Origin of the sequence: Thermatribacter velox, from assembly GCF_038396615.1 — a bacterium.
GTDB classification, from domain to species: Bacteria; Atribacterota; Atribacteria; order Atribacterales; family Thermatribacteraceae; genus Thermatribacter; species Thermatribacter velox.
The window spans coordinates 1369580-1395135 of record NZ_CP121689.1 but is presented as its reverse complement, the minus strand read 5'-3'; the positions used below and the strand labels follow the sequence as shown (position 1 = coordinate 1395135).

Annotated in this window: 28 protein-coding genes; all 28 read left to right on the top strand. The window is 46.9% G+C overall.

What is annotated here, in order from left to right:
• The 28 genes from QBE54_RS06935 (at position 1) to QBE54_RS06800 (ending at position 25551) form a co-directional block, all read left to right on the top strand.
• A complete protein-coding gene (locus QBE54_RS06935; RefSeq protein ID WP_369017472.1) occupies positions 1-561 on the top strand; it encodes an NUDIX hydrolase in 561 nt (186 codons plus the stop codon).
• Positions 558-1724: a phosphopentomutase gene (locus tag QBE54_RS06930; protein ID WP_369017471.1), complete on the top strand. Its 1167-nt coding sequence runs from the start codon at positions 558-560 to the stop codon at positions 1722-1724. The genes QBE54_RS06935 and QBE54_RS06930 overlap by 4 nt, the downstream gene beginning before the upstream one ends.
• Positions 1684-2517, top strand: coding sequence for a purine-nucleoside phosphorylase (locus QBE54_RS06925; RefSeq protein ID WP_369017470.1), 834 nt, complete (start codon positions 1684-1686; stop codon positions 2515-2517). Before QBE54_RS06930 ends, QBE54_RS06925 begins: the two co-directional genes overlap by 41 nt.
• Positions 2495-5098, top strand: a complete 2604-nt coding sequence (locus tag QBE54_RS06920; protein ID WP_369017469.1) for a CBS domain-containing protein — start codon at positions 2495-2497, stop codon at positions 5096-5098. The genes QBE54_RS06925 and QBE54_RS06920 overlap by 23 nt, the downstream gene beginning before the upstream one ends.
• A 37-nt stretch (positions 5099-5135) precedes the next feature.
• Positions 5136-6092: a tryptophan--tRNA ligase gene (trpS, locus tag QBE54_RS06915; RefSeq protein WP_369019411.1), complete on the top strand. Its 957-nt coding sequence runs from the start codon at positions 5136-5138 to the stop codon at positions 6090-6092.
• Positions 6082-6681 (top strand): hypothetical protein, encoded by a 600-nt coding sequence (locus QBE54_RS06910; RefSeq protein ID WP_369017468.1) that lies wholly within the window; start codon positions 6082-6084, stop codon positions 6679-6681. The genes trpS and QBE54_RS06910 overlap by 11 nt, the downstream gene beginning before the upstream one ends.
• Positions 6671-7234 (top strand): SMC-Scp complex subunit ScpB, encoded by a 564-nt coding sequence (gene scpB, locus QBE54_RS06905; RefSeq protein WP_369017467.1) that lies wholly within the window; start codon positions 6671-6673, stop codon positions 7232-7234. Before QBE54_RS06910 ends, scpB begins: the two co-directional genes overlap by 11 nt.
• Positions 7203-7958, top strand: a complete 756-nt coding sequence (locus QBE54_RS06900; RefSeq protein WP_369017466.1) for a pseudouridine synthase — start codon at positions 7203-7205, stop codon at positions 7956-7958. The genes scpB and QBE54_RS06900 overlap by 32 nt, the downstream gene beginning before the upstream one ends.
• Entirely contained in the window at positions 7945-8475 is a 531-nt protein-coding gene (locus QBE54_RS06895; RefSeq protein ID WP_369017465.1) for a cob(I)yrinic acid a,c-diamide adenosyltransferase, read from the top strand. Before QBE54_RS06900 ends, QBE54_RS06895 begins: the two co-directional genes overlap by 14 nt.
• A gap of 31 nt (positions 8476-8506) precedes the next feature.
• Positions 8507-8881 carry a chorismate mutase gene (gene aroH / locus QBE54_RS06890; RefSeq protein ID WP_369017464.1) on the top strand — a complete coding sequence of 125 codons (375 nt, stop codon included), beginning with the start codon at positions 8507-8509 and terminating at the stop codon, positions 8879-8881.
• Positions 8878-10230, top strand: a complete 1353-nt coding sequence (aroA, locus tag QBE54_RS06885) for a 3-phosphoshikimate 1-carboxyvinyltransferase (protein ID WP_369017463.1) — start codon at positions 8878-8880, stop codon at positions 10228-10230. The genes aroH and aroA overlap by 4 nt, the downstream gene beginning before the upstream one ends.
• Complete coding sequence (gene cmk / locus QBE54_RS06880) at positions 10227-10877, top strand: (d)CMP kinase (RefSeq protein WP_369017462.1); 651 nt, start codon at positions 10227-10229, stop codon at positions 10875-10877. The genes aroA and cmk overlap by 4 nt, the downstream gene beginning before the upstream one ends.
• Positions 10874-11749 carry a 4-hydroxy-3-methylbut-2-enyl diphosphate reductase gene (gene ispH / locus QBE54_RS06875; RefSeq protein ID WP_369017461.1) on the top strand — a complete coding sequence of 292 codons (876 nt, stop codon included), beginning with the start codon at positions 10874-10876 and terminating at the stop codon, positions 11747-11749. Before cmk ends, ispH begins: the two co-directional genes overlap by 4 nt.
• Positions 11715-13091: a ribosome biogenesis GTPase Der gene (der, locus tag QBE54_RS06870; protein ID WP_369017460.1), complete on the top strand. Its 1377-nt coding sequence runs from the start codon at positions 11715-11717 to the stop codon at positions 13089-13091. Before ispH ends, der begins: the two co-directional genes overlap by 35 nt.
• The gene (gene xerA, locus QBE54_RS06865; protein WP_369017459.1) at positions 13072-13995 is read left to right on the top strand and encodes a site-specific tyrosine recombinase/integron integrase; all 924 of its coding nucleotides are present in this window, start codon (positions 13072-13074) and stop codon (positions 13993-13995) included. Before der ends, xerA begins: the two co-directional genes overlap by 20 nt.
• A 56-nt stretch (positions 13996-14051) precedes the next feature.
• Positions 14052-14528 (top strand): ATP-dependent protease subunit HslV, encoded by a 477-nt coding sequence (gene hslV, locus QBE54_RS06860; RefSeq protein WP_369019410.1) that lies wholly within the window; start codon positions 14052-14054, stop codon positions 14526-14528.
• Between the two features lie 12 nt (positions 14529-14540).
• Entirely contained in the window at positions 14541-15932 is a 1392-nt protein-coding gene (gene hslU / locus QBE54_RS06855) for an ATP-dependent protease ATPase subunit HslU (protein WP_369017458.1), read from the top strand.
• Positions 15933-16097: 165 nt separating this feature from the next.
• Positions 16098-16955 (top strand): 30S ribosomal protein S2, encoded by an 858-nt coding sequence (rpsB, locus tag QBE54_RS06850; protein WP_369019409.1) that lies wholly within the window; start codon positions 16098-16100, stop codon positions 16953-16955.
• Entirely contained in the window at positions 16955-17563 is a 609-nt protein-coding gene (tsf, locus tag QBE54_RS06845) for a translation elongation factor Ts (RefSeq protein ID WP_369017457.1), read from the top strand. Before rpsB ends, tsf begins: the two co-directional genes overlap by 1 nt.
• On the top strand, positions 17553-18299 hold the full coding sequence (gene pyrH / locus QBE54_RS06840) for a UMP kinase (protein ID WP_369019408.1): 747 nt from the start codon (positions 17553-17555) through the stop codon (positions 18297-18299). The genes tsf and pyrH overlap by 11 nt, the downstream gene beginning before the upstream one ends.
• Positions 18283-18849, top strand: a complete 567-nt coding sequence (gene frr / locus QBE54_RS06835) for a ribosome recycling factor (RefSeq protein WP_369017456.1) — start codon at positions 18283-18285, stop codon at positions 18847-18849. The genes pyrH and frr overlap by 17 nt, the downstream gene beginning before the upstream one ends.
• Entirely contained in the window at positions 18846-19541 is a 696-nt protein-coding gene (uppS, locus tag QBE54_RS06830) for a polyprenyl diphosphate synthase (RefSeq protein ID WP_369017455.1), read from the top strand. The genes frr and uppS overlap by 4 nt, the downstream gene beginning before the upstream one ends.
• Positions 19542-19555: 14 nt before the next feature.
• Entirely contained in the window at positions 19556-20362 is an 807-nt protein-coding gene (locus tag QBE54_RS06825; RefSeq protein ID WP_369017454.1) for a phosphatidate cytidylyltransferase, read from the top strand.
• Positions 20363-20368: 6 nt separating this feature from the next.
• Positions 20369-21523, top strand: a complete 1155-nt coding sequence (locus QBE54_RS06820; RefSeq protein WP_369017453.1) for a hypothetical protein — start codon at positions 20369-20371, stop codon at positions 21521-21523.
• Positions 21517-22563 carry an RIP metalloprotease RseP gene (gene rseP / locus QBE54_RS06815; RefSeq protein ID WP_369017452.1) on the top strand — a complete coding sequence of 349 codons (1047 nt, stop codon included), beginning with the start codon at positions 21517-21519 and terminating at the stop codon, positions 22561-22563. Before QBE54_RS06820 ends, rseP begins: the two co-directional genes overlap by 7 nt.
• Positions 22563-23702, top strand: coding sequence for a (E)-4-hydroxy-3-methylbut-2-enyl-diphosphate synthase (gene ispG, locus QBE54_RS06810; RefSeq protein ID WP_369017451.1), 1140 nt, complete (start codon positions 22563-22565; stop codon positions 23700-23702). The genes rseP and ispG overlap by 1 nt, the downstream gene beginning before the upstream one ends.
• Complete coding sequence (gene proS, locus QBE54_RS06805) at positions 23647-24894, top strand: proline--tRNA ligase (RefSeq protein WP_369017450.1); 1248 nt, start codon at positions 23647-23649, stop codon at positions 24892-24894. Before ispG ends, proS begins: the two co-directional genes overlap by 56 nt.
• Positions 24895-24912: 18 nt before the next feature.
• Positions 24913-25551: a glycosyltransferase family 2 protein gene (locus tag QBE54_RS06800; protein WP_369017449.1), complete on the top strand. Its 639-nt coding sequence runs from the start codon at positions 24913-24915 to the stop codon at positions 25549-25551.
• The last annotated feature ends 5 nt before the right edge of the window (positions 25552-25556 follow it).

The window sequence follows — 25556 nt, the reverse complement described above, 5'->3', positions numbered from 1 at the left end:
GTGTTTTATCGCTTTGAGGAAAATCAAGAATTGTCTTTGGAAACTCCAAAACTTGAGCACAGCGAACTGATCCTGGATGCCTGTATTTTCAAGGTGGTTCGCAACACTTACCAGGGGAATATGAAGCGGATTTTCATTCAGCACCCGGGAGCAGTCAGCATTGTAGCGACTACCACCTCTTCGAAAATGCTCCTCATCAAGCAGTTTAGGGCTCCAGTTGGTGAATGGCTGTGGGAAATTCCAGCCGGTACACTGGAAAAAAACGAGTCGCCCCTCCTGTGCGCCCAGCGAGAGCTTGAGGAGGAAACGGGGTATGTTTCCCAGGACTGGGAATATCTTTTTCAAGTAGTCCTTGCTCCCGGCTACAGCAGTGAAGTAATTCACTTTTTTAGAGCTCGTAATGCAAAACCCGTTTCCGAACCCCGCCAGGGAGACACGGATGAGCTTATCTACTGCTGGGAGGTGGACACCAAGCAAGCCCGTCAGATGCTCCAGAGTGGCGAAATAAAGGATGCCAAAACCATGGTAGCCATATGGCACTGGCTGGGAGAGAAACAATGAGAATTTTTATAGCGCTCCTGGATGGGGTGGGGGTGGGAGAGTTGCCGGATGCGAGTCAGTACGGCGATCAGGGTAGTCACACCCTGCGCAACACCTCCCAAGCAGTAGGAGGATTGCGGCTGCCCAATCTGGAAGCACTGGGCTTGGGTTGTATTGATTCCATAGAAGGGGTAGCGCCGGTTCCCAATCCCAAGGGATATTATGGAAAGATGCGCGAGCGCTCGGCGGGCAAGGACACCCTCACCGGTCACTGGGAAATTGCAGGCATTATTCTGGATAAACCTTTTCCCGTTTATCCTCGGGGGTTTCCTCCTGAGGTTGTGCAACGTATCGAAGAAGCCATTGGCAGGCCCATTCTCGGCAATAAGCCCGCTTCAGGCACGGCCATAATTGAAGAGTTGGGCGCTGAACACCTGCGCACTGGCTATCCCATAGTTTACACTTCTGCCGATTCCGTGTTGCAAATAGCAGCCCATGAAGAGATTATTCCTCCTCCTCAGCTGTATGAAATGTGTCGAAAGGTTCGGGAAATAATGACTGGAGAACACGCTGTGGCCCGGGTTATCGCCCGCCCTTTCGTGGGTTCACCGGGTAAGTTCGTACGTACGCCTCGTCGCAAAGACTTCTCACTTCCACCTCCTTCCCAGACGGTGCTTGATGCCCTGGTTGCTTCTGGCAAAGAGGTAATCGGTGTGGGAAAGATTGGAGAAATTTTTGCCTTTCGGGGTCTAAGTGACTCCATAAAGACAGCTGACAATGCAGACACCTTCCGAGTGTTTTTAAAGCTTCAGAAAAGCGGTCGGGGCGACCTAATATGGGCCAATTTCAATGACTTTGACACCCTTTACGGGCACCGCAACAACCCTCAAGGTTTTGCGCAAGCGCTTCAAGACTGGGACGCCACCTTAACTGATTTCCTGGCTTCCATGAGAGAGGAAGATCTCTTGATCATTACCAGCGATCACGGTTGTGACCCCACAACTCCAAGCACCGACCATTCCAGAGAATATGCCCTGCTTCTGGTCTATTCTCCCAGCAATCAGCGAGGTCGGAGCCTGGGTGTCAGAGATACTTTTTGCGATGTGGCACATTCTATAGCAGAATTTCTGGGAGTCAAATGGCATGGACCTGGCACAAGCTTTGCTTCAGAAATTTTGTCCTGAAAACATTCGTCTTGCTGCCGAGTTTTTCGCTGCCCACTTGAAAATGGTTCCCACAATGACTTTTGTTCTCGGTTCGGGATGGGACCGTGTCTTGTGGGAAATAGAGGTGGTGCAGGAATTCGACTATCGAGAGTTTTTTGCCCTCCCAGATGCCATACCCGGGCATCGCTACAGAATTGTGATGGGCCAGTGGAAGGGTAGGGGAATCTTGTTTTTTATGGGAAGATTGCATCTCTATCAGGGCTACAGCCCCTGGGAAGTGGCTTTCCCGGTGCTTTTTTCTGCTCTGGCGGGGGTTTCGACGCTGATTTTGACCAACGCTGCAGGAAGCCTGAGAAGGTCTATTGAGCCTGGAACGCTGGTGATAATTCAAGACCAGATTGATTTTACCTTCTTTCCAGATTTTCCCTGTAGCTTACGTCCTTCCTACGATAGCTTTCTAAGCTCCTTGCTTTTTGAGCTGGCTTGTGAGAAAAGGATTAAGGCCTGGAAAGGTATTTACGTGGGTGTGCTGGGACCTACTTACGAAACACCCCAGGAAATCCGGATGTTGAGGAAAATCGGTGCTGATGTGGTGGGTATGTCCACCGTAAAGGAGGTAAAATTGGCCTGTGAGCTGGGCATGAAGGTCGCTGGGATTTCGTTGGTAACCAACTGGGGGAGTGGTATTTCCGGGAAACCGCTTTCTCACGCCGAAGTTTTACGGGTTGTTGCTCAGCAGGAAGAGAATCTGCAAAAGCTTTTTCAGTGTTTTGTGGAGGAGTTATACGGTGCAAATTGTAGTAGCCCATGAGGGAACTGACTTTGACGCTTTTGCGTCTATGTATGCTGTGACCCGTCTTTTTCCTTCTACCCAGATAGTTCTGGGAGGTAGCGTAAACCGCAATCTGAGGCGCTTTCTTTCTCTTTATGGGCAGTTTTTTGATTTTTTGAAAGAGAAAGAAGTGTTTTGGGAAGAGGTGAAGAAGGTTTTTGTGGTGGACACCTCTTTCGTGGAGCGAGTGGGCAAAGCAGGCTTGCTTATCAAAGAGGGTAAGGTGGACTACTACATCATCGACCATCATTTAACCGATGACCAGGAGAAAAGAAGTGAGAAAGAGCTTTTACTCAAGCGGGGAGCTTGTTCGACCATCATGGTTGAGCTTTTGCAAGAACAAAAGATAGAAATTAATTCCCTGGAGGCCACTTTGCTTGCTCTGGGCATCTACGAGGATACGGGTTTTTTTACTTTTTCCACCACTACTTTTCAGGACCTGGAGGCTGCTTCTTTTTTGCTCCAAAAAGGAGCATTGCTTTCTTTCATCCCCCGCTTCACACGTATCCAGCTTACTTCTATTCAACGTCGTATTTTAAAGGATATGATAGACTCTCTGGAAACCAGAGAAATTGCAGGTTGCGTGGTTCACTTCACCCAGGTGAAGCCCCCAGAGTACGTGGAAGGAGTTTCTTTTCTGGTCCACAAACTCATGGACCTTGAGGAAATAGATGTTCTCTTTGCCCTCTTTGCCATGGAAGAAAAGACTTACGTCATTGCCCGTAGCAGGATTGAAGAGATTGACTTAAATTGTGTGTTACAGGAACTGGGAGGTGGAGGACACCGCAGTGCAGCTTCCTGCAGCGTAAAGGGAATGTCGTTTTCCGAGGTTCGACAAAAAATCGAAGAAGGCATGCAACGCTGTGTTCGCCTGGTGAAAGCCAGAGAAATCATGTCTCATCCAGTAAAAGTGGTTTCTCCATCGACCACTGTGGAGGAAGCATTTTCTACTATGATGCGCTTTGGTTTTTCAGGCCTGCCGGTGGTTGAAGATAACAAGCTGGTGGGACTTATTTCGCGCAAAGACGTGGAAAAGGCAATAAGTCATGGGCTCCACAACGCTCCGGTTAAAAGCTTCATGAACCCTCAGGTGATAAGCGTTGAGCCTGAAGATTCTATTTTCAAAGTGTGGCAGCTCATGGTAGAGCAGGACATTGGCCGAGTACCGGTCACCAGAAATGGTTTGGTCCTGGGCATTATAACCCGAAGTGACCTTTTGAGAGGCTTACACCAAAGACAAAACCTGGAAATACGGAGCTTGAAGCGCGTTAACTTTGCCGAAAAAATCTTTACTCATTTTAACCGTGAGGACCTTCAGTATATCCAGCTTATCTCGGAACTGGCCAAGAGGAAGCGCACCAGGGTTTACCTGGTTGGTGGAGTAGTTAGAGACCTTATCCTGGGCTTTCCCAACTACGACCTGGACCTGGTAGTCGAAGGCGATGCTATTGAGTTTGCCAGTTTCGTGGCTCAGAAACTGGAAGCAAAATTGGTCACCTATCAACCCTTTGGTACTGCTTCTCTTTTCGTGGGTGAGCGAAAAAGAAGAATAGACTTTGCTTCGGCCAGACAGGAATTCTATGCCTATCCCGGTGCACCTCCTCAGGTAGAGCACAGCAATCTGCGACGTGACCTTTTCAGAAGAGATTTCACCATTAACGCCATGGCAATAAGCATCTACCCCGATGATTGGGGGGAACTTTTTGACTTTTTTGGCGGTTTTAAAGATTTACAGAAAAAACTCATACGAGTTTTACATCCACTCAGTTTTGTGGAAGACCCGGCGAGAGCGATAAGAGCAGTCCGCTTTGAAAAGAAGTACGGTTTTCAAATCGAACCCTTCACCATGAGTCTTCTCAAGCAGACCGTTCGTGAAGGATTGCTGGCAAAAATTAAGCCTGACCGCCTTAAAGAGGAAATCCAGCTCATTTTACGACTGCCCGGATTTTACTCCTATTTACAGCGCCTGTACCAACTGGACATGTTTCCATATCTTTTTCCAGGTTGTGTCTGGAAAAGCGATTACGATATCCTTTACCCCAGGCTTGAAAGACTGATTCAGGAAGAAGCATCTACGGAAAGACTGGATTTCTTCCTCTTGAAAATGACGCCCCTGCTTTCTGACATCCAGTTTGATTCCTTGGAGGCGTTTGTGGAGCGCCTCCACCTATCCAAACGTTTTTATTCTCAAGTAAAAACCTATCTCGGAAGACGAACTGTACTCGAGAGAATCTTGCAAGAGAAAACCTCCCCTCCCTCGCGTGTCTTTGAAGTGTGCTCGGAAATACCACTTGAATTTCTGTATTTTACTCTGGCCAAATTTCATGATCAGGACCTGGCAAGGGAACGAATCAGAAACTACCTGACCAAATGGAGGTTTGTCAAGCCAGAGCTAACCGGCTCTGACCTTAAACAACTGGGCATACCTCAGGGCCCAATTTATGCTAAAATTTTGCGAGAGTTGCAGAAAGCCAGGATTGATAACCTGGTCTATAGTCGTGAAGAAGAAATAGCGTTAGCCATAAAACTTTGGGAAAGGATGAAAGCCAGTGACCAGTAAAGAGAAAATTTTCAGCGGCATGCGTCCCACTGGTCGGATGCACGTGGGCCACTACTTTGGCGCTTTACAAAACTGGGTTCGTCTTCAGGATGAATATGACTGCATCTTTGGCGTAGCTGACTGGCACGCCTTGACGACCGCTTTCGATAATACTCAAGAAATAGAAAAAAACCTGATAGAAATGGTCACTGACTGGTTAAGTGTAGGGCTGGACCCCGAAAAAAGCACATTGATGGTTCAATCCCTGGTTCCGGAACACGCCGAACTAAACCTACTTTTTTCCATGATTACTCCTGTGGGCTGGTTGGAGAGGAACCCGGTATTGAAGCAGCAACTGCAGGATATGGGTCTGAAGGAAGCAGTGGGTTTTGGGCATCTGGGTTATCCGGTGCTGATGGCAGCAGATATTCTGATATACAAGGCGTCGCGAGTTCCGGTTGGTGAAGACCAGGTTCCACATATCGAAATCACCCGTGAGATTGCCCGTCGCTTTAATTTTCTCTACCAGTGTTCGGTGTTTCCCGAACCAGAAGCTTTGTTGACCTCTTCACCTCGAATTCTGGGAATTGATGGCAGAAAGATGAGCAAAAGCCTGAATAATTACATCGCCTTAAGCGATACCAGAGAAGATATCCAGAAAAAAGTAATGGCCATGTTCACGGATCCCGAGAAGATTCGGCGCCATGACCCGGGACATCCAGAGCGTTGCAACGTGTTTACCTTTCATAAAGCGATAGCCAACCCCAAAGCTGAAGAAATTGAGCGGGATTGTCGTAGTGGTTCCTTAGGGTGTGTGGCCTGTAAAAGGCAGCTGGCCGAGCTACTTGCCGACTTTATTGATCGGGTTACCTTCCTGCGTACGAGATACCAGGGGAAGGAAAAGCTAGTTCGGGAAATCCTTGTTGAGGGAAGCCGAAAAGCTCGAGAGATTGCTCGCAAAACGATGGAAGAAGTAAGAGAGGCGATGAAAATTTCTTATGGAATTGCTCGATAAGTGGAGCAAGGTTGACTTTGCAAAAACGACTTCCTTTATGGAGCGGGTAACCCTGGTTGAGGAATTGCTTGCTGATATCGAGCAGGCTATCAGTGATATTCTTGGCGATGAAGAAATTGAGGAACCGGAACCAGCACTGGATTCTTCTCCCTATCCGGAAAAAAGCTGGTTGGATGAAATAAGCGAGCTTCTCGCTGCTTTGTACGAGAGGGAAGAAAATCTGTTTAAGGCACCGCGAGAGCGCTGGAGTGGGCTACAGCGTAAAAAATACTCTGACCTGGAAGAGCTTGACCTGGCAGAGCTTCTAAAGCTCTGCCAAACGCTACTTTCTGCGCAAAAAATGGAAAACGTCTTACCGTTGGACGCCCAATTTGCAACGCTGGTTGAAAAATGCAGGCAAAGGGTGCTGGCTATCATCAAAAAGCAAGAAAAAAAAGAGTATGCCTGGTCGGTATTTTTCGAGCATGTTCGCTCAAAGAAGGAAGCGATTGCTACTTTTTTGGTTCTTCTGGACCTCGTTTTCAGAAAGGTCCTCTTTTTGCGGGAGAGAAACGGCGACTACGTTTTGAGTACCAAGGATGAACGGTAAACACTTAAAAACTAAAGAGTTGGTGGAAGCCCTGTTGTTTTCTTCTCCGCGCGCTCTCGCTTCGGAAAAAATATGCGAAGTCCTGGGGTGCTCTCTCGAAGAGGTCGAAAAAGCATTACAGGAACTTTATCTGGAACTGAAGAAGCGCGAAGGCGCCATTGTGGTGCGCAAAGTAGCCGGTAAATGGCAAATGGTGGTTCGCCCCGAAATTGGCTCTTTTTTAAAAGAAAAGCTGCAGGTTGTTTCTCAGGGTAAGCTCTCCAGGGCAGCTTTGGAAGTGCTGGCAATCGTGGCACTTCATCAACCAGTAAGCAAAGGAGAAATCGACTTAAAACGGGGGGTTGATTCAGGAACCGTTCTGCGGTCTTTGCTCGAAAAAGGGTTGGTTTCAGTGGTCACCGAAGATGCGGGTAAGAAGTTTCCTCTCAAGTACCAGGTAACTGAAAAATTTTATGAAATTTTTGGATTGGAAAGTGAAGAGGCTTGGCGTAGAATATGCGATAACCTGCTGGGAGACGAACATGGAAGAACGTTTAAACAAATTTCTGGCTAAAGCCGGCGTTGCTGCGCGAAGAAAATGTGATCGTTTAATTCAAGAGGGTCGTGTTATGGTAAATGGTGAAGTAGTACTTTCGCCAGGATACCGGGTTACCGAGAAAGACCGCGTAACCGTGGACGGTAAGCTGGTCGAATGCACAGGGAAACAGCATGTTTATCTCCAACTTTACAAACCTCGAGGTTATCTGACCACTCTTTCTGATCCTCTGGGAAGGAAAACAGTTGCTGACCTTCTCCGAGATGTGCCGGATCGGGTCTTCCCGGTTGGTCGTCTGGACCAGGACAGCGAAGGTTTGTTACTTTTCACCAACGACGGCCAGCTTGCTTATGTTCTTGCTCACCCTTGCTTTGAAGTCGAGAAAAAGTACCTGGTTTATGCTTCAGGCAAAGTGACCCCGCAAGAGTTGGATACGCTTAAACGGGGTATAAGGTTTAATGACCAGGACTACCGGATTCGCGAGGGTTTGGTGATTGAAAGCAATGCCTCTTTAAGCCTGGTTGAAGTAATCCTTACTGAAGGGAAAAAACATGAAGTGAAAATTCTTTTTGAGGAAATCGGACATTCAGTGTTACGACTTATTAGAATTAAAATGGGTCCTGTGGTTCTGGATTCTCGGCTTCTTCCTGGGAAATGGCGTTATTTGACAAGTCAGGAAGTAGAAGCCTTGCAAGATTTAAAAACCAGCCTCCTGCGAGGAAAAACCAGTGAGAAAACCTGAAGGAAAAGGCCTGGTGCAACTTTACATAGGTGATGGAAAGGGTAAAACCACGGCTTCCTTGGGGTTAGCGCTCCGGGCAGTTGGTTGGGGATGGAAGGTTCTTTATCTCCAGTTTTTTAAAAAGCGTTTTACTGGCGAACTGGCTTCCACACAATGTCTTCCCGGTGTAGAATTCTACCAGTTTGGTTCTGGCGAATTTCTTATAGGTCGCGAACCTTCGGAGCTGGATTTTAAAGAGTTCAGATGTGGTTGGGAAGTAGCAAAGAAGGCCTTGCTCGAGGGAGGATGGGACCTTCTGGTGTTGGACGAATTTTGTTATGCTTTCCTGTATCAATTTTTGAGTTTTCCCGAGTTCGAACAGGTTTTGCAAAATAGAGTGGAATCTCTTGAAGTGGTGATCACAGGTAGAAAAGCACCTTCAGAACTCATTGAAAGAGCGGACTTGGTTTCAGAAGTCAAGTGTTTGAAACATCCTTTCCAAAAAGGGATTCCCGCTCGAGAGGGTATAGAGTTTTGACAGTAACTGCTTTTAAGGAGGTCGAGTATTATTGATACGGGGAATAAGAGGAGCCGTGGTTGTGGATAGCGATGAGGCGCTTCAGGTGAAAAAAGCGACTCTGGAGCTTTTTGAAGCGATTATGGAAAAGAACTTACTCAACGTTGAGGACATTGCGGCAGTTTTCATAACCCTAACTCCTGACATCCAGTCCGTTTTTCCCGCAGAGGCTATAAGGGAGCAGGAAAAGTTCCGTTATATTCCCATCCTCTGCGCTCAGGAAGCTCAGGTAGCAGGTGGACTGAAAAGATGTATACGGATTATGGTACTGGCCAATACGCCCTTCGACCAGGAAACGGTGAGACACGTTTATCTTGGAGAAGCAAAAAATCTTCGTAGAGATCTTTTAGGTGAGGTTGAGTCATGAAAGTCGCGCGGGTGCATCCAGCGAACCATCCCCTTACGGGTTCTGTTCTTTGCGCTCGAGACAAATCCTTGAGTCATCGAGCAGCAATTCTGGCTGCCCTGGCCCAGGGAACCACGAAAGTGTCTGGGTTTTCTTTTTGTGAGGATTGCCTTTCTACGCTGTCTTGCTTGCGTCAATTTGGGGTCAGAATTAAAACCTATCCGGATGTGGGTAAAGTGGTTGTGGAGAGTGGTGGTTGGAGAGAACTCACAGAACCTGAAGACGTCCTCTACGCTGGTAACTCGGGCACCACGGCGCGCCTTTTGTGTGGAGTGGCTTCTTGGATAAAGGGGCTCACCATAATTACCGGTGATGCAAGTTTGCGCCGTAGGCCCATGCGTAGGGTTATTGAGCCTCTTTCTCTTACCGGCATTCAAATTGGAGGACGTGACAATAACCGATTTCTACCCGTTTTTATTCGGGGCAAATATCCTCTTACGCCCTTTGAGTACCGCCTTTCCGTTGCCAGTGCTCAGGTAAAGTCAGCACTGCTCCTTGCAGCACTGGGAGCTGATGCCCCCTCCTGTGTAAGAGAACCCTTTGCGTCCCGAGACCATACTGAAAACATGCTCTCTTACCTTGGAATTCGTTTGGAGCGAGAACCTGGCCGGGTAGTAATTCATCCTCCTGCTAAACCGCTAAAAGCCAGAGATTTTTCTCTACCTGGAGATGTTTCCTCTGCTGCTTTTCTGGCCGCAGCGGCGCTGATGGTACCTGATTCTGGCATCTACATCCAGGATGTAGGGCTCAACCCCACCCGGTCTGGTTTTCTGGAGTGCGTTTCTCGGATGGGTGGTCAAGTAAAAATCCACAATTTGAAGGAAGAATTCGGTGAACGTCGAGGAGATTTGGAAGTTGCCTTTTCTTCTTTACGCGGTGTCAGTATTGGCAAGGAAATCATCCCTTCACTCATTGATGAAGTGCCTATCCTTTCGGTTCTGGCCACTCAGGCTCAGGGGGTTACTTTCATAACCGGTGCGGAGGAGTTGCGGGTAAAAGAATGTGACCGCTTGCGAGCAATGTATCTGGGTCTGAAAACCCTTGGGGCCAAGGTAGAGGAGCGCAGTGACGGACTGATCATTGAGGGTCCCGTTACGCTGCACGGAGGCAGAGTGGAAAGCTTTGGGGACCATCGTATTGCCATGAGTTTTGCCGTAGCAGGTCTGATTGCCAGGGAAGCGGTTGAAATCGTGGACGTTGACTGTGTGAAAATAAGCTATCCAGAATTTTTTGACCACTTACAATCGCTGGGTTGTAAAAGGGTGGAGTTTTACGAAAGTGAGGAGGAAGGAGAGAAGAGCTGTTTATGAAAAAGACAATTGCCATAGACGGTCCAGCAGGAGCTGGTAAAAGTACGGTAGCTTCTGAGTTAGCGGCAAGACTGGGTTATCTCTACGTAGATACCGGTGCAATGTATAGAGCGGTGACTCTCTTCCTGATTCTCAGGGGAGTGGACATTCAAAACCAGAAATTGGTGCAGAAACTGCTTGATGAAGTCGAAATCGAGCTCACCGAAGAAGGCAGGGTATTCCTCAACGGAAAAGAGGTAACCCGGGAAATTCGAACCCCCTTGGTGGACCAGATGGTCTCTCCGGTAGCTGCCTTGAAAGAAGTGCGTCGGTTCTTAAGAACCAAACAGCGCAATCTGGCCCTTTCACGTCCTTCCGTAACCGAGGGTAGAGACATTGGTACAGTTATCTTGCCGGATGCCGATTTGAAAATTTTCCTTACTGCTTCCCCTGAAATCCGAGCCCGGAGAAGATGGTTACAGCTTAAAGAGCGAGGACAAAAAATAGATTACAAACTGGTCTTGAGGAATATTTTGGAGCGAGATTACATTGATTCTAATCGCAGCGAAGCACCCCTCAAGATGCCCGAGGGGGCTTTATTAATAGACTCCTCATTCTTGAGCAAAGAGCAGGTGGTGGACCTGATCTATAATCTGGTGCGACAATGAGTAAGAAGGTGTTGATAGCTAAGAAAGCTGGATTTTGCCCTGGTGTGGAGAGGGCTTTTCGGAAGGCTCTCCAAGCTTTAGAGGACAATCAGAAGCCGGTTTTTTTGCTTGGGGAACTGGTCCACAATCGGCAGGTTATGGAGTTTTTAATCAACAAGGGAGCGCTGGTTGTTGATAATCTCCTGGATATCCCTTCGGGAGCAATAGTAGTTACTCGCTCCCACGGCATCAAAAAAGAAGATCTTGAAATCTTAAAAGCAAAAGGAGCAAAAGTTGTGGACACTACCTGCCCACGAGTCAGGAAGGCACGTTTTCTGGCTCAAAGAATGCAAAAAGCAAACGAAGGCCTGGTTGTTCTGGGAGATTTACAACACCCGGAGGTTGAAGCTTTGCTCAGTTATCTTAAACCCGAAGTGGTGGTCTGCAGCAAAAATCCTGAAGAATGGGAAAATATGGCGCAATGGTTGGAACAGTGGCACTCCGTTGGATTGGTGGAACAGACCACGCTTCCCAGGTTTGTGGTGGATGAGTTCAAGTTGTGGTTCAAAAGACGCTTTTCAGACGTTATGCTTCAAGTTGCTTATACTCTTTGTCCAGAAACCGAAGAGAGACAGCAAGAACTCCTGGAAACGATACACAAAAGAAAAATCGATGTGGTAATAGTGGTAGGAGGCAAAAACAGCGCTAACACCCGGGCACTGTTCCTTCTGGCACAGCAGAAAGGAGCTAAAGTCTTCTGGATTGAAACTGCAGAAGAGCTTTCCTCCTTGCCTCAGCTCGAAGGTGAGATTTTGCTGGTAAGTGGTGCTTCCACTCCTTGGGCTATAGTGGAGGAGGTTGGAAAACGCCTTCAGACAGAAGCTGGTGAGTAAAATGAACGAGGGCAAAAAGCAACCGCTGGTTGCAATAGTGGGAAGGACCAACGTTGGGAAATCCACCCTGTTTAATCGCTTGGCAAAAAAGAGAATAGCCATCGTGGACCCTACACCAGGGGTAACCAGAGATTTTTTGGAAGAGATTGTTGATTTTCAGGATATAGAAGCCAGGGTTGTGGATACCGGAGGTATTGAATTTAACCCTCAGGAGCCTCTTCAGAGTGCGGTTGAAAGAAAAGCTTGGGAGATTATCGAGGAAGCTGACCTGGTGATGTTTGTGGTTGATGGAAGAGCATCTCTCACCCTTCCTGAACAGGAGTTGCTTGCTCGTCTGCGCCGCCTGGGAAAGCGACTACTGCTCGTAATCAACAAAAGGGAGGGAATGACCCACGAAGTTCCGCCTGCTGACTTTTTCAGCCTGGGTGTTGAGAACATGTTACAAGTATCTGCATTGCACGGTGATGGAATAAGACGCCTCAAGGAAGTAGTAGGTGAAATCCTGAAAGAAGTGGTTTCTGAGGGCAAATTAGCAACCTCACCGCAACGGTCTAAAGTAGTAGTGCTTGGGAAACCCAATGTGGGCAAGTCCACTTTGTGCAACTTGCTTTTTGGTCGGGAGCGCTGTATCGTTAGCGATGTACCGGGAACCACCAGAGATGCTGTCACCATAGCCGTTGATACTCCCTTTGGTCATTACCAGCTGATTGATACGGCGGGACTGATACGAAAGGCCCGCCTTCAAGACGCAGTTTCTTTTTATGCGCAGACCAGGGCTCAGCACGCCCTGGAGGAAGCTGACTTGTGTATCCTGGTGATTGACCCCCTGAGCGGGGTTACTCGCCAGGATAAGAGAATTGCCGCTCAGGTTGCTGAACACAAAAAATGCTGCCTGGTTTTCCTGAACAAATGGGACCTGGTGCAAAAGCTTAATCCCGGTTTCCCCCAGGCCAGGATTGAAGAGTGGGCTCGTCGTGACCTGAGCTTTCTCCATTATGCAAGCTTCCTGATAGGCTCAGCACTGGACACCAGTATTAGGGAAAAAATTTTTGCGGCCCTGGCTGGTATAATTACTCGTTATCATCAGCGAGTCAAAACCAGTGTTCTCAACGAGATTCTGCAACAGGAACTGAGTGAACTCAAGACAAAAGGTTTTTTGCCTGAAAGGAGCAAGCTCTACTACGCAACCCAAACCCGTATTGCTCCCCCTTGCATACGTGTTTATACTAACTCCATGGACGAGGAAACGAAAAAGAGAGTTGCCAAAATCGTGGAACAAGCATTAAGGCGAAGGCTCAACTGGGAAGGGGTGCCGCTGGACGTTGAACTACAAAGAAAATGATTTTATAAAGGCTTTTACCCAGTACCTTGAAGCGGAGCGCGGCTATTCGTCGCACACTGTTGAGAATTACCGGCGAGTAGTTGAACAATTTGCTCTTTTTTTACAAGGCAGAAAGAAAAACTTGTTGGAGGTCACTCCGGAAGAAATCAGTTCCTTTCTGGTTCACCTCAAGGTCCAAAATGGACTGAGCAGAGTTTCGCAACAAAATAGACTCTCCGCTCTGAGAACGTTTTATCGTTTTCTGAAAAAGAGGGAGCTGGTACCTTTCAATCCTGCACAGGAAGTGGGTGGCATCAAAACCGAAAAGAAGTTACCAGCTTTTTTAACGCTTTCAGAAATCGATAAACTGTTATCGTTCTTGAAAAAGAAGTACCTCGAGAATAAATGTTTTCTTAATGCTCGTAACTGGGCAGTTTTCGAACTCTTTTATGCCAGCGGCCTTCGAGTCAGCGAACTGGCAGACTTAAAAAGAGAAAATGTTGACTTGCATAACCGCCTGGTGAGAGTACACGGGAAGGGCAAGCGAGAAAGGATTGTGCCTTTTAACGAAAGCGCTCGTCAGGCACTGCAGGAATACCAAGTGTTCAGAGGGCTTTTTGAAGATAAAGAAGGATACTTTTTTGTAAACCGCCGAGGAGGAAAATTGAGTACCCGAGGTATAAGAAAAATATTCGAGCGGGTTTTGAAAGAAGCCGGCATATTGGAGAAAAAAGTTTCTCCACATACTCTAAGACATACTTTTGCGACGCATTTCCTGGCTGGTGGTGGTGAGTTGAGAGTAGTGCAGGAAATGCTTGGCCATGCCAGTCTTTCCACCACACAAATTTATACCCACATAGATTGGGAGAGGATGCGTAGAGTGTATGATCTCACCCATCCTCATTCTGGGAGGCGAGGAAATTGAACCAAAATTTTCATGGGACTACGGTCATCGCTGTGTTGAAAGAGGGTAAAGGAGCCATGGGCTGTGACGGGCAGGTCACATTTAACGAGGCTGTGTTGAAGCATGGAGCTCGCAAAATTCGCCGCCTCCTGGAGGGCAAAGTTCTGGTAGGTTTTGCTGGTAGCGGGGCTGACTGCCTGGCTCTTCTGGAACGCTTTGAAGAAAAGTTGAACACCTATAGCGGCAATTTGCCCCGAGCGGCTATTGAGCTTGCCAAACTGTGGAGAACGGACAGGGTACTGCGGCATCTCGATGCATTGCTTCTGGCAATGGATAGTTCACATATTCTCATTATTTCTGGACGCGGCGATGTCATAGAACCTGACGAGCCGGTTGCAGCAATTGGTTCAGGAGGCAATTACGCCCTTGCTGCTGCTAAGGCACTGCTCCGCAACACTGACCTTCCACCAGAAAAAGTAGTGGAAGAATCTCTAAAAATAGCTTCGGAGATATGCATTTACACCAACCAGCAGTTAACACTTGAGAAACTTTAAGGAGGCTATACGATGATAGACGAGTACCTGACTCCTGAAGAGATTGTTAAAGAGCTCGACAAGTACATTGTGGGTCAGGAAGCAGCGAAAAAGAGCGTGGCTATTGCTTTACGCAACCGAATAAGACGTCGCAAACTTCCTCCCGATATTGCTGAAGAAATCACCCCCAAGAACATCATCATGATTGGACCAACTGGTGTTGGTAAAACCGAAATAGCTCGCCGTATTGCTCGGCTCACGGCGGCTCCCTTTATCAAGGTTGAGGCCACCAAGTTCACCGAGGTAGGATACGTGGGTAAGGATGTGGAGTCCATTATTCGAGACCTGACCGAGCTTGCAATTAGAATGGTTAAGAGTGAGCGGATTCAAAACCAGGAAAAAAGAATAAGGGAATTGGTGGAAGAACGAATTCTTGATGCTCTGCTTTCCAAAAGTAGTAGCGAAATTTATTTTGATGAAGAAGCAACCTCTTCAGAGTCACCGCACGTAGACGTGGTGTGGCCAACAGCTTCATCATCTCTGCAGCGCACCAGAGAAAAGCTTAGAGACAAACTTCGCAAAGGTGAGCTCGATGAAAGGATTATAGAGATAGAAGTGGAAGAAAGCTCTTCACCAGTAGAGGTGATTGCCTCATCGGGAGTGGAAATGCTGGGTATAGATCTCAGAGATATGTTTGGCAGTATGTTTCCACCTCGCAAAAGAAGAAAGAGGGTGAAAGTCAAAGATGCCAGAGAAATTCTCTTTAACCAGGAGGCACAAAGACTGATTGATATGGAAGAGGTCACTGCAGAAGCAATACGCCGTGTGGAAGAAAGTGGTATTGTTTTTATCGATGAAATCGACAAGATTGCTTCTCCTGCAGGTCGTGATACGCATGGCCCCGACGTTTCGCGAGGTGGAGTTCAGAGGGACCTTTTGCCTATTGTGGAAGGGTCAACGGTGCTTACTAAGCACGGTCCAGTCAGAACCAACCATATTTTGTTTATAGCGGCTGGTGCGTTTTCCCAGGCTAAACCTTCCGACCTTTTGCCCGAGCTTCAGGGGCGATTTCCCATCAGGGTAGAACTTTCGCCCCTTTCTGAAGAAGACCTTTATCGCATTTTGATTGAACCCTACAATTCTCTGGTCAAACAGTACAAAGCCTTACTGGCTACCGAAGGGGTGGAACTCGAATTCACTGAAGAAGCCCTGCGTGAGATAGCAGCCATTTCTTATCGTTTAAACCAGAAAATGGAAAACATCGGCGCAAGACGATTACACACGGTCATGGAACGGGTACTCCAGGAGGTCTCTTTCAACGCTCCTCGACTTAAGGGACAGCGGTTAGTAATTGATAAAGACTATGTAATCGCACAACTTGAAGATGTACTGAAGGACGAGGATGTAGCTCGCTATATACTTTAATCGATGCACTTGTTGCAAACTTTTCCCCAGCCGTGCTATACTTACCAAGGCTGTTTTTGAAGCCAAAACGCTTGTGGAGTGTGAACCGGTGTTCTCCAGTTCTGGAGAATGAGTTTACTCCACAGAGGAAAGAACCGGAAGGAGGTATATTCAGTGATTGTTACTATGAAACAACTTCTTGAAGCTGGTGTGCATTTTGGACACCAGACCCGCCGCTGGAACCCAAAAATGAAGCCTTACATTTTCACCGAGCGCAACAACATCTACATCATCGACCTTCAAAAAACAGTAGAGCTCACCGAAAAAGCCTATAACTTTGTGCGGGATTTGACCAAAGAAGGTGGCATAGTGCTTTTTGTGGGCACCAAAAAACAAGCCCAGGAATCCATCCAGCAGGAAGCTACCCGTTGTGGCATGTTTTATGTTAACCAGCGCTGGTTGGGTGGAATGCTGACTAATTTTGCAACCATACGCCGTAGTATAGAAAAACTGAAAAGGTTTGAAGCAATGGAAGAACAGGGCATTATGGAGCGTTTGCCCAAAAAGGAAGTCATGCGCATCAGAAAGCGCAAAGCACGTCTTGAGAAGTACCTGAGCGGTATCAAAGATATGGAAAGACTTCCTGACTGCGTTTTTATTGTTGATCCTCGCAGAGAAAGAAATGCGGTTCTCGAGGCCCGGAGAATGGGCATACCCACAGTTGCCATTGTGGATACCAATTGCGACCCCGACGAGATTGATTACGTAATTCCTGGCAACGACGATGCCATTCGAGCCATTCGTCTTTTTGCCTCTATCATCGCTGACGCAGTGCTTGAGGGTCGGCGTCTGGCTCAAGAGGGTAAAGAAGAAATTCCACCAGTAGGCGAGGTTGCACAAGCCGAGGAAGTTGCTCAGGAAGGTGTTTCTGAGGAAGAGATTCCCGTCTCTGAAGAACCAGTGGATATCCTCGAAGAACTTCAGAAAGAAGAATTCGAGGAAATTGGAGAGGATGAAGAAATAAACAGTGAGGAGGATAAGTGATGGTTGAGATAGGAGCAAAGGAAGTTTACGAACTTCGTAAGCGCACCGGAGCCGGTGTAATGGATTGTAAAAAAGCTCTGCAGGAGTCCGGTGGTGATTTGGAAAAAGCTTGTGAAATTCTACGCAAAAAGGGTATAGAAACTGCAGCCAAAAAACAGAGTCGTGTGACTAAGGAAGGGCTGATTGGTTCTTACGTGCATACCGATGGAAAAATCGGTGTGCTGGTAGAGGTCAACTGTGAAACAGACTTTGTTGCCCGAACGGAAGAATTCCAAAAGCTGGTTAAGGAGCTTACTCTGCAGATTGCTGCCCAGGCACCCCGCTGGATTGCTCCTGAGGATGTTCCTGAGGAAATAAAGCGTCAGGAAGAGAACATTTACTGGGAACAGCTCAAAGAGAGCAACAAACCGGATCATGTAAAACAGAAAATAGTGGAAGGCAAGATGAAGAAGTTTTACGAAGAAAACTGCCTGTTAGAGCAGGAATACATTAGAGACCCAGACAAAAAAATTAAAGACCTGGTAGTTGAAGCGATAGCCAAATTGGGTGAGAATATAGTAGTCAAGAGGTTTGTTCGCTTCAAGCTGGGTGAAGAGGATGAACAGTGATTCTTCATTACGCTTTAAGAGAATTCTTTTAAAGCTTTCTGGAGAAGCGCTGGCTGGCGCTCTCTCCTGGGGTATTGATGTCCGTTTCCTTGATTATCTCAGCGAAGAAGTAATCAAAGTGAGAAATTTGGGAGTAGAAGTTGCCATAGTGGTAGGTGGGGGCAACATCTTTAGAGGGCGCTCTGCAGATAAAGACGGCATCAGTAGAGTAACTGCCGATTATATGGGCATGCTGGCCACAGTAATCAACGCCCTTGCTTTTCAGGATTTCTTAGAAAGCAAGGGCGTTCCCACCCGTGTCCAGACGGCAATTGAAATGCGTGCCATCGCTGAACCCTATATTAGAAGGCGAGCTATTCGGCACCTTGAAAAAGGAAGAATCGTTATTTTCGCAGCTGGCACTGGCAACCCATATTTTTCCACCGATACGGCCGCTGCCTTGCGAGCTGCTGAAATACGAGCAGAAGCGGTTTTAAAGGCTACCAAAGTGGATGGCATTTACGAGGCTGATCCCCTTTTGCACAAAAACGCGATTAAGTTTGAGAAATTGAAGTATCTGGATCTCCTTAATAAGGGACTCAAGGTTATGGATTCTACCGCAGTTTCACTGTGCATGGAAAATAATATTCCCATTATTGTGTTCAGTATTAGTGAACCGGATAGTCTGGTCAAAATAGTTACCGGACACCAAATTGGAACTTTTGTTGGGAGGGAGGAAGATGCTCGACAAGGTTAAAGAGTTATTGAAAGACATCAAAAAAAGGATGAAGCAAGCAGTGAGCGTAGCCCAGGAAGAGCTCTCTCATGTGAAAACCGGTCGTGCTTCTCCAGCGCTGGTGGAAAATGTCCAGGTCGAGTACTACGGCACGTTAGTCGAATTAAAGCAGATTGCATCCATTACCACCCCTGATGCCCGCACCATACTCATCCAGCCCTGGGACAAAGCTTCTCTGAAAGCCATTGAGAAAGCAATATGGAAATCAGAGCTGGGTTTTAATCCGGCAGTGGATTCTGATGTGATAAGAGTTGCAGTTCCTCCACTCACTGAGGAACGAAGGAGAGAAATAGCGAAAATGGCAAAAAAGATTGCCGAGGACGCGAAAGTGGCTATACGTAATTTGCGTAGAGAAGCCAATGAAGAAATACGTAAGCTAGAAAAAGCAGGCGAAATATCTGAGGACGAAAGCAAGCATGCCCAGGCTGAAGTTCAGAAGCTCACCGATGAACACATTAACGAAATAGAGGGATTATGGGAACGTAAAGAGAAGGAAATAATGGAACTATGAACCCTGAACTAAAGCACATTGCGATAATTATGGACGGAAACGGCAGGTGGGCGGAAAAAAGGGGGCTTCCTCGTATAGAGGGCCATCGTAAGGGTGTGGAGGTTATTCGGGACATTGTAGCGAAAAGTTCTGAAAAGAAGCTGGTTTCCCTAACGCTTTATTCTTTTTCTACTGAAAATTGGAGAAGACCACTTGGTGAAGTCCAGGCCCTGCTGAGGCTTTTTGAAGAAAGTATAGACCGATACGGTCCCGAACTTAAGGAAAAAGGGGTTAAAGTCATTTTTATTGGTCGCAGAGAGGGTCTTCCAGAAAATCTGGTTGCCAGAATGGCACAGCTTGAAGAAGAAACTACCCACAATACTGGCCTAAAGTTAAACATCGCCCTCAACTACGGAGGGCGTGACGAAATTTTACGAGCCTTTCAGAAATGGTTTGCAGTTTATAGAGGCGATTTTGAATTTCTCAGAGAAGAAATTTTCTCCCGTTTTCTGGATACTGCTGGGCAACCAGATCCTGATTTGGTAATTCGCACTGGGGGAGAACAGAGGTTAAGCAATTTTTTGTTGTGGCAAACAGCTTATGCTGAGCTGTGGTTTACTTCCACTCTGTGGCCGGATTTCACCCCTGAAGAATTTGAGGTGGCCATAAGCGATTTTTCCAGGAGGAAAAGAAAATTTGGGGGAATTCGCTGAAAAGCACTGTTTCTATGGAAAGAAACGAACTCAGGCAAAGGACGTTAAGCATTGTAATTACAGTTCCTCTTTTTTTGATTCTGGTTCTTCTCAATAAATGGAGTTTTGTTTTTCTTTTCTGGACACTTTCACTCCTGGCCATGCGAGAGTTTTCAAGGATGGTTTTTACGAGAGAAGAAAGAACTTTTGCTTTAACCCTTTTTGCTGTTGCATCTTTTTTGGTCTATGGAAAAGTCTTTTGGGAAGCTGCAAACATTAATCATCTCTTACTTACTGGTTGGTATGGGCTATTCATAGCCTTAATTTGTTGGAGTATAGGTGATCTATCTCGACTTTTGGAAAGGCTGGGGCTTTTTTTGTTTGGTGTTCTTTACTGCTTTCTCCTGCCCCTTTCCTGGGTCAAAGTGGGCATAGAGTGGGGCAGACTGACAGTAATAGGTTTTGCTTTGGTGGTATGGTTGAACGACATTGGAGCATACCTTCTGGGTAAGCGATGGGGAAAACACAAAATAGTCCCCCGCTTGAGTCCGGGCAAAAGTTGGGAAGGATTTTGGGGAGGTCTGATTTGCGCTGCGCTGGGGGCTTATCTGGTCGGGGAGTTTTCACTGTGGCCTTTTTCAGAAAGTGCGAGCTGGTGGTTCGGCTTGGCTCTGGGAAGCGTAGCTTTTCTGGGAGACCTTTTGGAATCCGGCTTCAAGCGTCGCTCAAACCTCAAAGATTCAGGGTTTTTTTTGCCCGGCCACGGAGGTGTACTGGACCGTTTCGATTCCTTCTTCATGGTTGGGCCTCTAGCATACCTTTTCTGTACAATTTGGAGGTAGAAGGCTTTGAAAGTTGCTATTCTGGGATCTACTGGATTTTTAGGTACTCAAATTTTGGAAGTACTTTCTGAATACCCCGATAGTTTTGAGATTTGTCTTCTAAGCGGCTTCAAAAATTACCGGAAGCTGAGAGAGCAAATCGATGCCTATCATCCCGATTACGCTTTCCTCAAAGAAGTGAAGGAGGAAAAAATCAATAATACGGTCTTTTTATCTGAAGAGAAGTTGAGAGAAGTTCTCTTTTCCTCAAAAATAGAAGGGATTTTCATTGCCTCGGCCGGATTGGATTTTCTGGATATTTTTGCAGGCCTGTTAGGTCTTCCTAAAACCCTCTGGATAGCCAGCAAAGAGCTAATGATAGTTGCTGGCGAAATTCTGAAGAATAAAATCTCCGTGTTTGCCAATCAGAACCTGATACCCCTGGATAGCGAACACTATGCGTTGTGGAGCATCCTTAAGGGCATGCAGGACCCTGGACGGGTAGAAAAAGTTTATTTGACCGCTTCCGGTGGTCCTTTTTACGAATGGCGGGGTAGCTTTGAAGACATAACTCCTGAAATGACCCTGGCTCACCCCAACTGGAAGATGGGTGACAAAATTACCGTCGATTCGGCTACTCTGGTCAATAAAGGGCTGGAAGTAATAGAAGCCTGTTACCTGTTCGAGCTTTCTTATCATCAGATTGATGTTTTTGTACAGCGTGAAAGCTATCTCCACGCCGGGGTTAGATTAAAGGATGGTATGTATCACATGGTTATGTTTCCACCCGATATGAGAAAGGTCATCAGAGCCTCACTATATCCTTTCTTAAAAAAGAAGACGATGCCGAGCCCGGACCTTTTTGCGCAAGAGTTAGGTGGAGTTCGCACTCTCAGTTTTGATTATCCGGTCTCTGAGCGTTTTCAGGGCTTTTACCTGGCACTGGAAGCGGCCAGGAAAGGAGGGGGGTATCCGGCGTTTTTCTGCGGAGCCGACCAGGCCTGTGTCGAAGCTTTTCTTACCCGCAGGTTATCTTTTGGAGAGATAGCAGTGGTACTTGAAGAATGTTTACAAGCCAGGGTTCCTAATCCTTCCAACCTGCAAGAAGCCTTTGAAATATATCAGAGGGGCTATCATCTGGCTAAAGAGCGTATCGTTGTGCGGGGGCGCTCTCAGTGTTAAGTTTTTTGGCTTTCATTTTCGTCATTGGGCTTTTGGTAACCTTCCACGAGTTCGGGCATTTTATTTTCGCCCGCCTGTTTGGGATTAAGGTACTCAGTTTTTCGATTGGTTACGGACCACCGATTTTCTCCTATCGTGGTAAGGAAACGGAATTTTCGATACGCTTGCTTCCCTTGGGTGGCTTTGTAAAAATGGCTGGCATGGAGGGAAATCCTATCGAAGGTTACGAAGAAGCTCAGGTGCCACAGGCACAGCGCTTTGACGGGAAACCAGTATGGCAGCGAAGTCTGGTCGTGCTTGCTGGACCGCTGATGAACATCGTTCTTTCTATATTGCTGGTGTTCATTGTTTTTCTGGCAGTTGGCGTCCCTGCACAGGAGTTGAGAGTTATCGAAGTCATTCCTGGTGGTCCTGCCGATAGGGCTGGTTTGCAAGCAGGAGATGTAGTGCTTCAGGTAAATGGCAAAACTATGGACCTGGAAAAGTTTGTTTCTTTTCTTTCCCAAAGTGCAGGAAGGGAGATAGAGCTGACCATTCAACGCCAGGGTGAGACCAAACGGATAACTGTTGTTCCGGAGTGGGATGAAAATGAAGGTAGGGCGCTGGTGCGTGCGGTTTTCGGGATCAATAATCGCCGGGTTAATCCCTTGCTGGCCCTCGGGAAAAGTGCTTATACGGTGATCAACTGGTTTTTGCTGAGTATAGTGGGCCTTCTCTACACATTGCTTGGCAGGTTGCCTCTGGAACTGACCGGTCCTTTGGGAATTGCTCAAATGGCAGGTCAGGCAGCAAGTCTGGGATTTTTAAACTTGCTTATGTTTTCGGCCATCATCAGTGTTTTTCTGGCCATTTTTAATCTGCTTCCCATACCTTTGCTCGATGGTGGTCACTTGCTGCTTTTTCTGGTTGAAAAGATACGCGGTAAACCTTTGGAGCAAGAAAAGATAGGATTGATTTACCTTATTGGAATTCTTTTTATCTTTCTTTTAGCTGTTTTTGTTACCTATCAGGACGTCATGAGAATTGTGGTGGGTGACTGATGCAGAGAAAAGACACCAGAGAAGTAGTTATGGGAAAGCTGGTTATCGGTGGCCAAAACCCCGTCTATGTAGAAGGAATGGGAAGACAGAACCCTTATCAGGTGGAACTGGCTATTCAGGAAATTAACAGGGCTCAGGCTGCAGGGTGTGAAATTTTTCGTCTCTCTATTCCCGAAAAGGATGCATTAGAAGGAGCAAAGAAAATCAAAGAGTGGACAAAAATACCCCTTATTGCCGATGTTCACTTCGATCTTGACCTGGCCACCGAGTGTGTTCGTTTGGGGTTTGAAGCAGTGAGAATCAATCCTGGAACCCTGGGGGACCGGTCGCGCCTTGAGGAGCTTTTTTCTGTGTTGCAAGACCACAATACTGTCTTGCGAGTGGGAGCCAACGCCGGTTCTCTTCCTACCCACCTTAGAAGCCTTCCCCGGGTGGAGGCACTTTTTGAAAGTATCGCCGAAATGGTGGATTTCGCAGAAAAAAAGGGAGTCAGAAATTTATTCCTTTCCGCAAAGTCAACAGAAGTTGAAGAAACGGTAGAAATCAACCGCCGATTGAGTAAGGCTTTTCCCTACCCGATTCACATAGGTGTTACTGAAGCTGGTGAAGGGTTAGAAGGCGTAGTAAAATCAGCGCTGGGTATTGGTTTGGTCCTTTTTGAAGGGATTGGGAACAGTATCCGGGTTTCTCTGACGTCTCGAGATCCGGTACTTGAAGTAAAGGTAGCCTGGATGATTCTCAACTTTTTGGGCTTACGTAAAAGAGGAGGGGAGATTATTTCCTGTCCTACCTGTGCACGCTGTCGGGGAGATGTGGTTGGCGCCGTGGAGAGGGTAAAAACGTTTTTCGAGGAACAAGGAATTGCGCCTCCTTTTCGAATAGCTATAATGGGATGTGAGGTAAATGGACCTGGTGAGGCCAGGGAGGCAGAAGTGGGGTTAGCTTTTTCTCGTTCGGGTGCAATTATTTTCTCAAAGGGGAGAGTAGAGAAGGTTGTTTCAGACCGCGAAGTTCTGGAATATTTTATCGCATTTCTGGCTGAAAAAATAAAGTCAGTTGAAGGCAAAAAAGGGGGTAGTTCCTTTGAAGATGTCAGCTCTGTTTGCCCCAACTTTGAAAGAAACTCCTCAGGAAGCTGAAGTTGTAAGTCACAGTTTAATGCTCAGAGCAGGCTTGATTCGTCAGCTTTCCTCTGGTATTTACAGCTTCTTGCCCTTGGGGCTTCGAGTTTTGAACAAGATTATCGAGATTGTAAGAGAAGAGATGAACCGGGCTGGTGGCCAAGAACTCTTGCTCCCTGCTTTACATCCAGGTGAATTGTGGAAAGAAACAGGCAGGTGGGATATTTATGGTCCGGAGCTAATTCGTTTTAAAGACCGGCGAAACCGCGACTTCTGTTTAGGCCCCACCCATGAAGAGGTCATTACGGACTTGGTGCGTCGAGAAGTTCGCTCCTATAAACAGCTTCCCCTCATGCTTTACCAGATACAGACCAAATTCAGGGATGAAATAAGACCTCGCTTTGGTGTTATGCGCTCGAGAGAATTCCTTATGAAAGACCTTTACAGCTTCGATGTGGATTACGAAGGCCTGAAGAAAAGCTATGAAAAAATGTACCACGCCTATTGCAGAGTTTTTGAACGCTGTGGCCTCGATTTTATAGCTGTGGAAGCTGAGTCGGGAGTCATCGGTGGGGATGTATCTCATGAGTTCCTTATCCTCGCTGACTCAGGTGAGGAAAAGGTGGTCGTTTGTCCTTCCTGTGGTCTGGGTAGCACTGAGGAACGGGAAAAGTGCGCACGGTGTGGTACTCCCCTGGAAGAGAAAAGGGGTATAGAAGTGGGGCATATCTTCCAGCTGGGTACCAAGTACAGTGAACCCATGAAAGCGTATTTTGTTGACCGAGACGGCAAGGAGAAACCTATAATCATGGGCTGCTATGGCATAGGAATCGGCAGGACCATGGCTGCAGCCATTGAAGCCCATCACGACGAGCAGGGAATTAAGTGGCCTTATTCCATAGCTCCTTATCAGGTGATCGTTATACCAGTCAATGCCAGTAATGAGGAGCAAATGCAGGAAGCCCAAAGGATTTATGAAGAACTTTTGAATCAGGGCTTTGAAGTGCTTCTTGATGACCGCGACGTAAGTGCCGGTGTAAAGTTCAATGAAGCAGACCTTTTAGGTTTTCCCGTCCAGGTAATTGTGGGAACAAAATTTTTGAAAACGGGCAAAATTGAAGTAAAATTTCGTATGACAGGAGATAGAGAGGAACTCTCTGCACAGGAAATCGTAAACCTGGTGCACCGAGCAAAAAGCGGTCTTCGTTGATGGAGGCGTTAACTTTTAATGAGTAAAGTAACCGCAATAATTGCTGCTTATAACGAAGAGAAAACTATAGGGCCAATTCTTGATGTTCTGAAGAACTCGCCTTATGTGGAGCAAGTCGTTGTGGTTAGCGATGGCTCCACAGATCGCACGGTGGAAGTGGCCAGAAATAAAGGGGCTGAAGTGGTTGAGCTGAGCTCCAACATTGGCAAAGGTGGTGCTCTCTACCGGGGGCTGGAATATATAAGGACGGACGTTGTTTTATTACTTGATGCAGACCTGGTAGGTTTGCAGGAATTCCATGTGAAAGACCTGGTTGAACCAGTTTTGAAAGAAGAAGCGGATATTACCATTGGTGTCTTTGAGAAGGGAAGGCTGGCTACTGATTTTGCTCAGAAAATAGCGCCCTTCCTCTCCGGGCAGAGAGCGATTAGAGCTGATCTGCTGCAGAATATTTCTGACATGGAAGTTTCCAGATTTGGTGTTGAAGTAGCCATCAACCGCTACATACGAAGAAATGGCGTCAGAGTGAAACTGGTAAATTTGCCGGGGCTTACCCATGTCATGAAAGAGGAGAAGTTTGGTCTGGTCAAAGGTTTTAAGGAGCGAATGAAAATGTATTGGGAAATACTTAAAAACGTCTATCAAGGGGGTCGATAAGCAAA

Coding starts and splice junctions, on each gene's coding strand:
- uppS (WP_369017455.1), top strand. CDS start 18,846: ATGAACCCTGAACTAAAGCACATTGCGATAATTATGGACGGAAACGGC.
- hslV (WP_369019410.1), top strand. CDS start 14,052: ATGGGCTGTGACGGGCAGGTCACATTTAACGAGGCTGTGTTGAAGCAT.
- QBE54_RS06930 (WP_369017471.1), top strand. CDS start 558: ATGAGAATTTTTATAGCGCTCCTGGATGGGGTGGGGGTGGGAGAGTTG.
- ispH (WP_369017461.1), top strand. CDS start 10,874: ATGAGTAAGAAGGTGTTGATAGCTAAGAAAGCTGGATTTTGCCCTGGT.
- QBE54_RS06800 (WP_369017449.1), top strand. CDS start 24,913: ATGAGTAAAGTAACCGCAATAATTGCTGCTTATAACGAAGAGAAAACT.
- QBE54_RS06925 (WP_369017470.1), top strand. CDS start 1,684: ATGGACCTGGCACAAGCTTTGCTTCAGAAATTTTGTCCTGAAAACATT.
- scpB (WP_369017467.1), top strand. CDS start 6,671: ATGAACGGTAAACACTTAAAAACTAAAGAGTTGGTGGAAGCCCTGTTG.
- QBE54_RS06825 (WP_369017454.1), top strand. CDS start 19,556: ATGGAAAGAAACGAACTCAGGCAAAGGACGTTAAGCATTGTAATTACA.
- trpS (WP_369019411.1), top strand. CDS start 5,136: ATGCACGTGGGCCACTACTTTGGCGCTTTACAAAACTGGGTTCGTCTT.
- hslU (WP_369017458.1), top strand. CDS start 14,541: ATGATAGACGAGTACCTGACTCCTGAAGAGATTGTTAAAGAGCTCGAC.
- pyrH (WP_369019408.1), top strand. CDS start 17,553: ATGAACAGTGATTCTTCATTACGCTTTAAGAGAATTCTTTTAAAGCTT.
- tsf (WP_369017457.1), top strand. CDS start 16,955: ATGGTTGAGATAGGAGCAAAGGAAGTTTACGAACTTCGTAAGCGCACC.
- cmk (WP_369017462.1), top strand. CDS start 10,227: ATGAAAAAGACAATTGCCATAGACGGTCCAGCAGGAGCTGGTAAAAGT.
- QBE54_RS06900 (WP_369017466.1), top strand. CDS start 7,203: ATGGAAGAACGTTTAAACAAATTTCTGGCTAAAGCCGGCGTTGCTGCG.
- frr (WP_369017456.1), top strand. CDS start 18,283: ATGCTCGACAAGGTTAAAGAGTTATTGAAAGACATCAAAAAAAGGATG.
- ispG (WP_369017451.1), top strand. CDS start 22,563: ATGCAGAGAAAAGACACCAGAGAAGTAGTTATGGGAAAGCTGGTTATC.
- aroA (WP_369017463.1), top strand. CDS start 8,878: ATGAAAGTCGCGCGGGTGCATCCAGCGAACCATCCCCTTACGGGTTCT.
- rpsB (WP_369019409.1), top strand. CDS start 16,098: ATGAAACAACTTCTTGAAGCTGGTGTGCATTTTGGACACCAGACCCGC.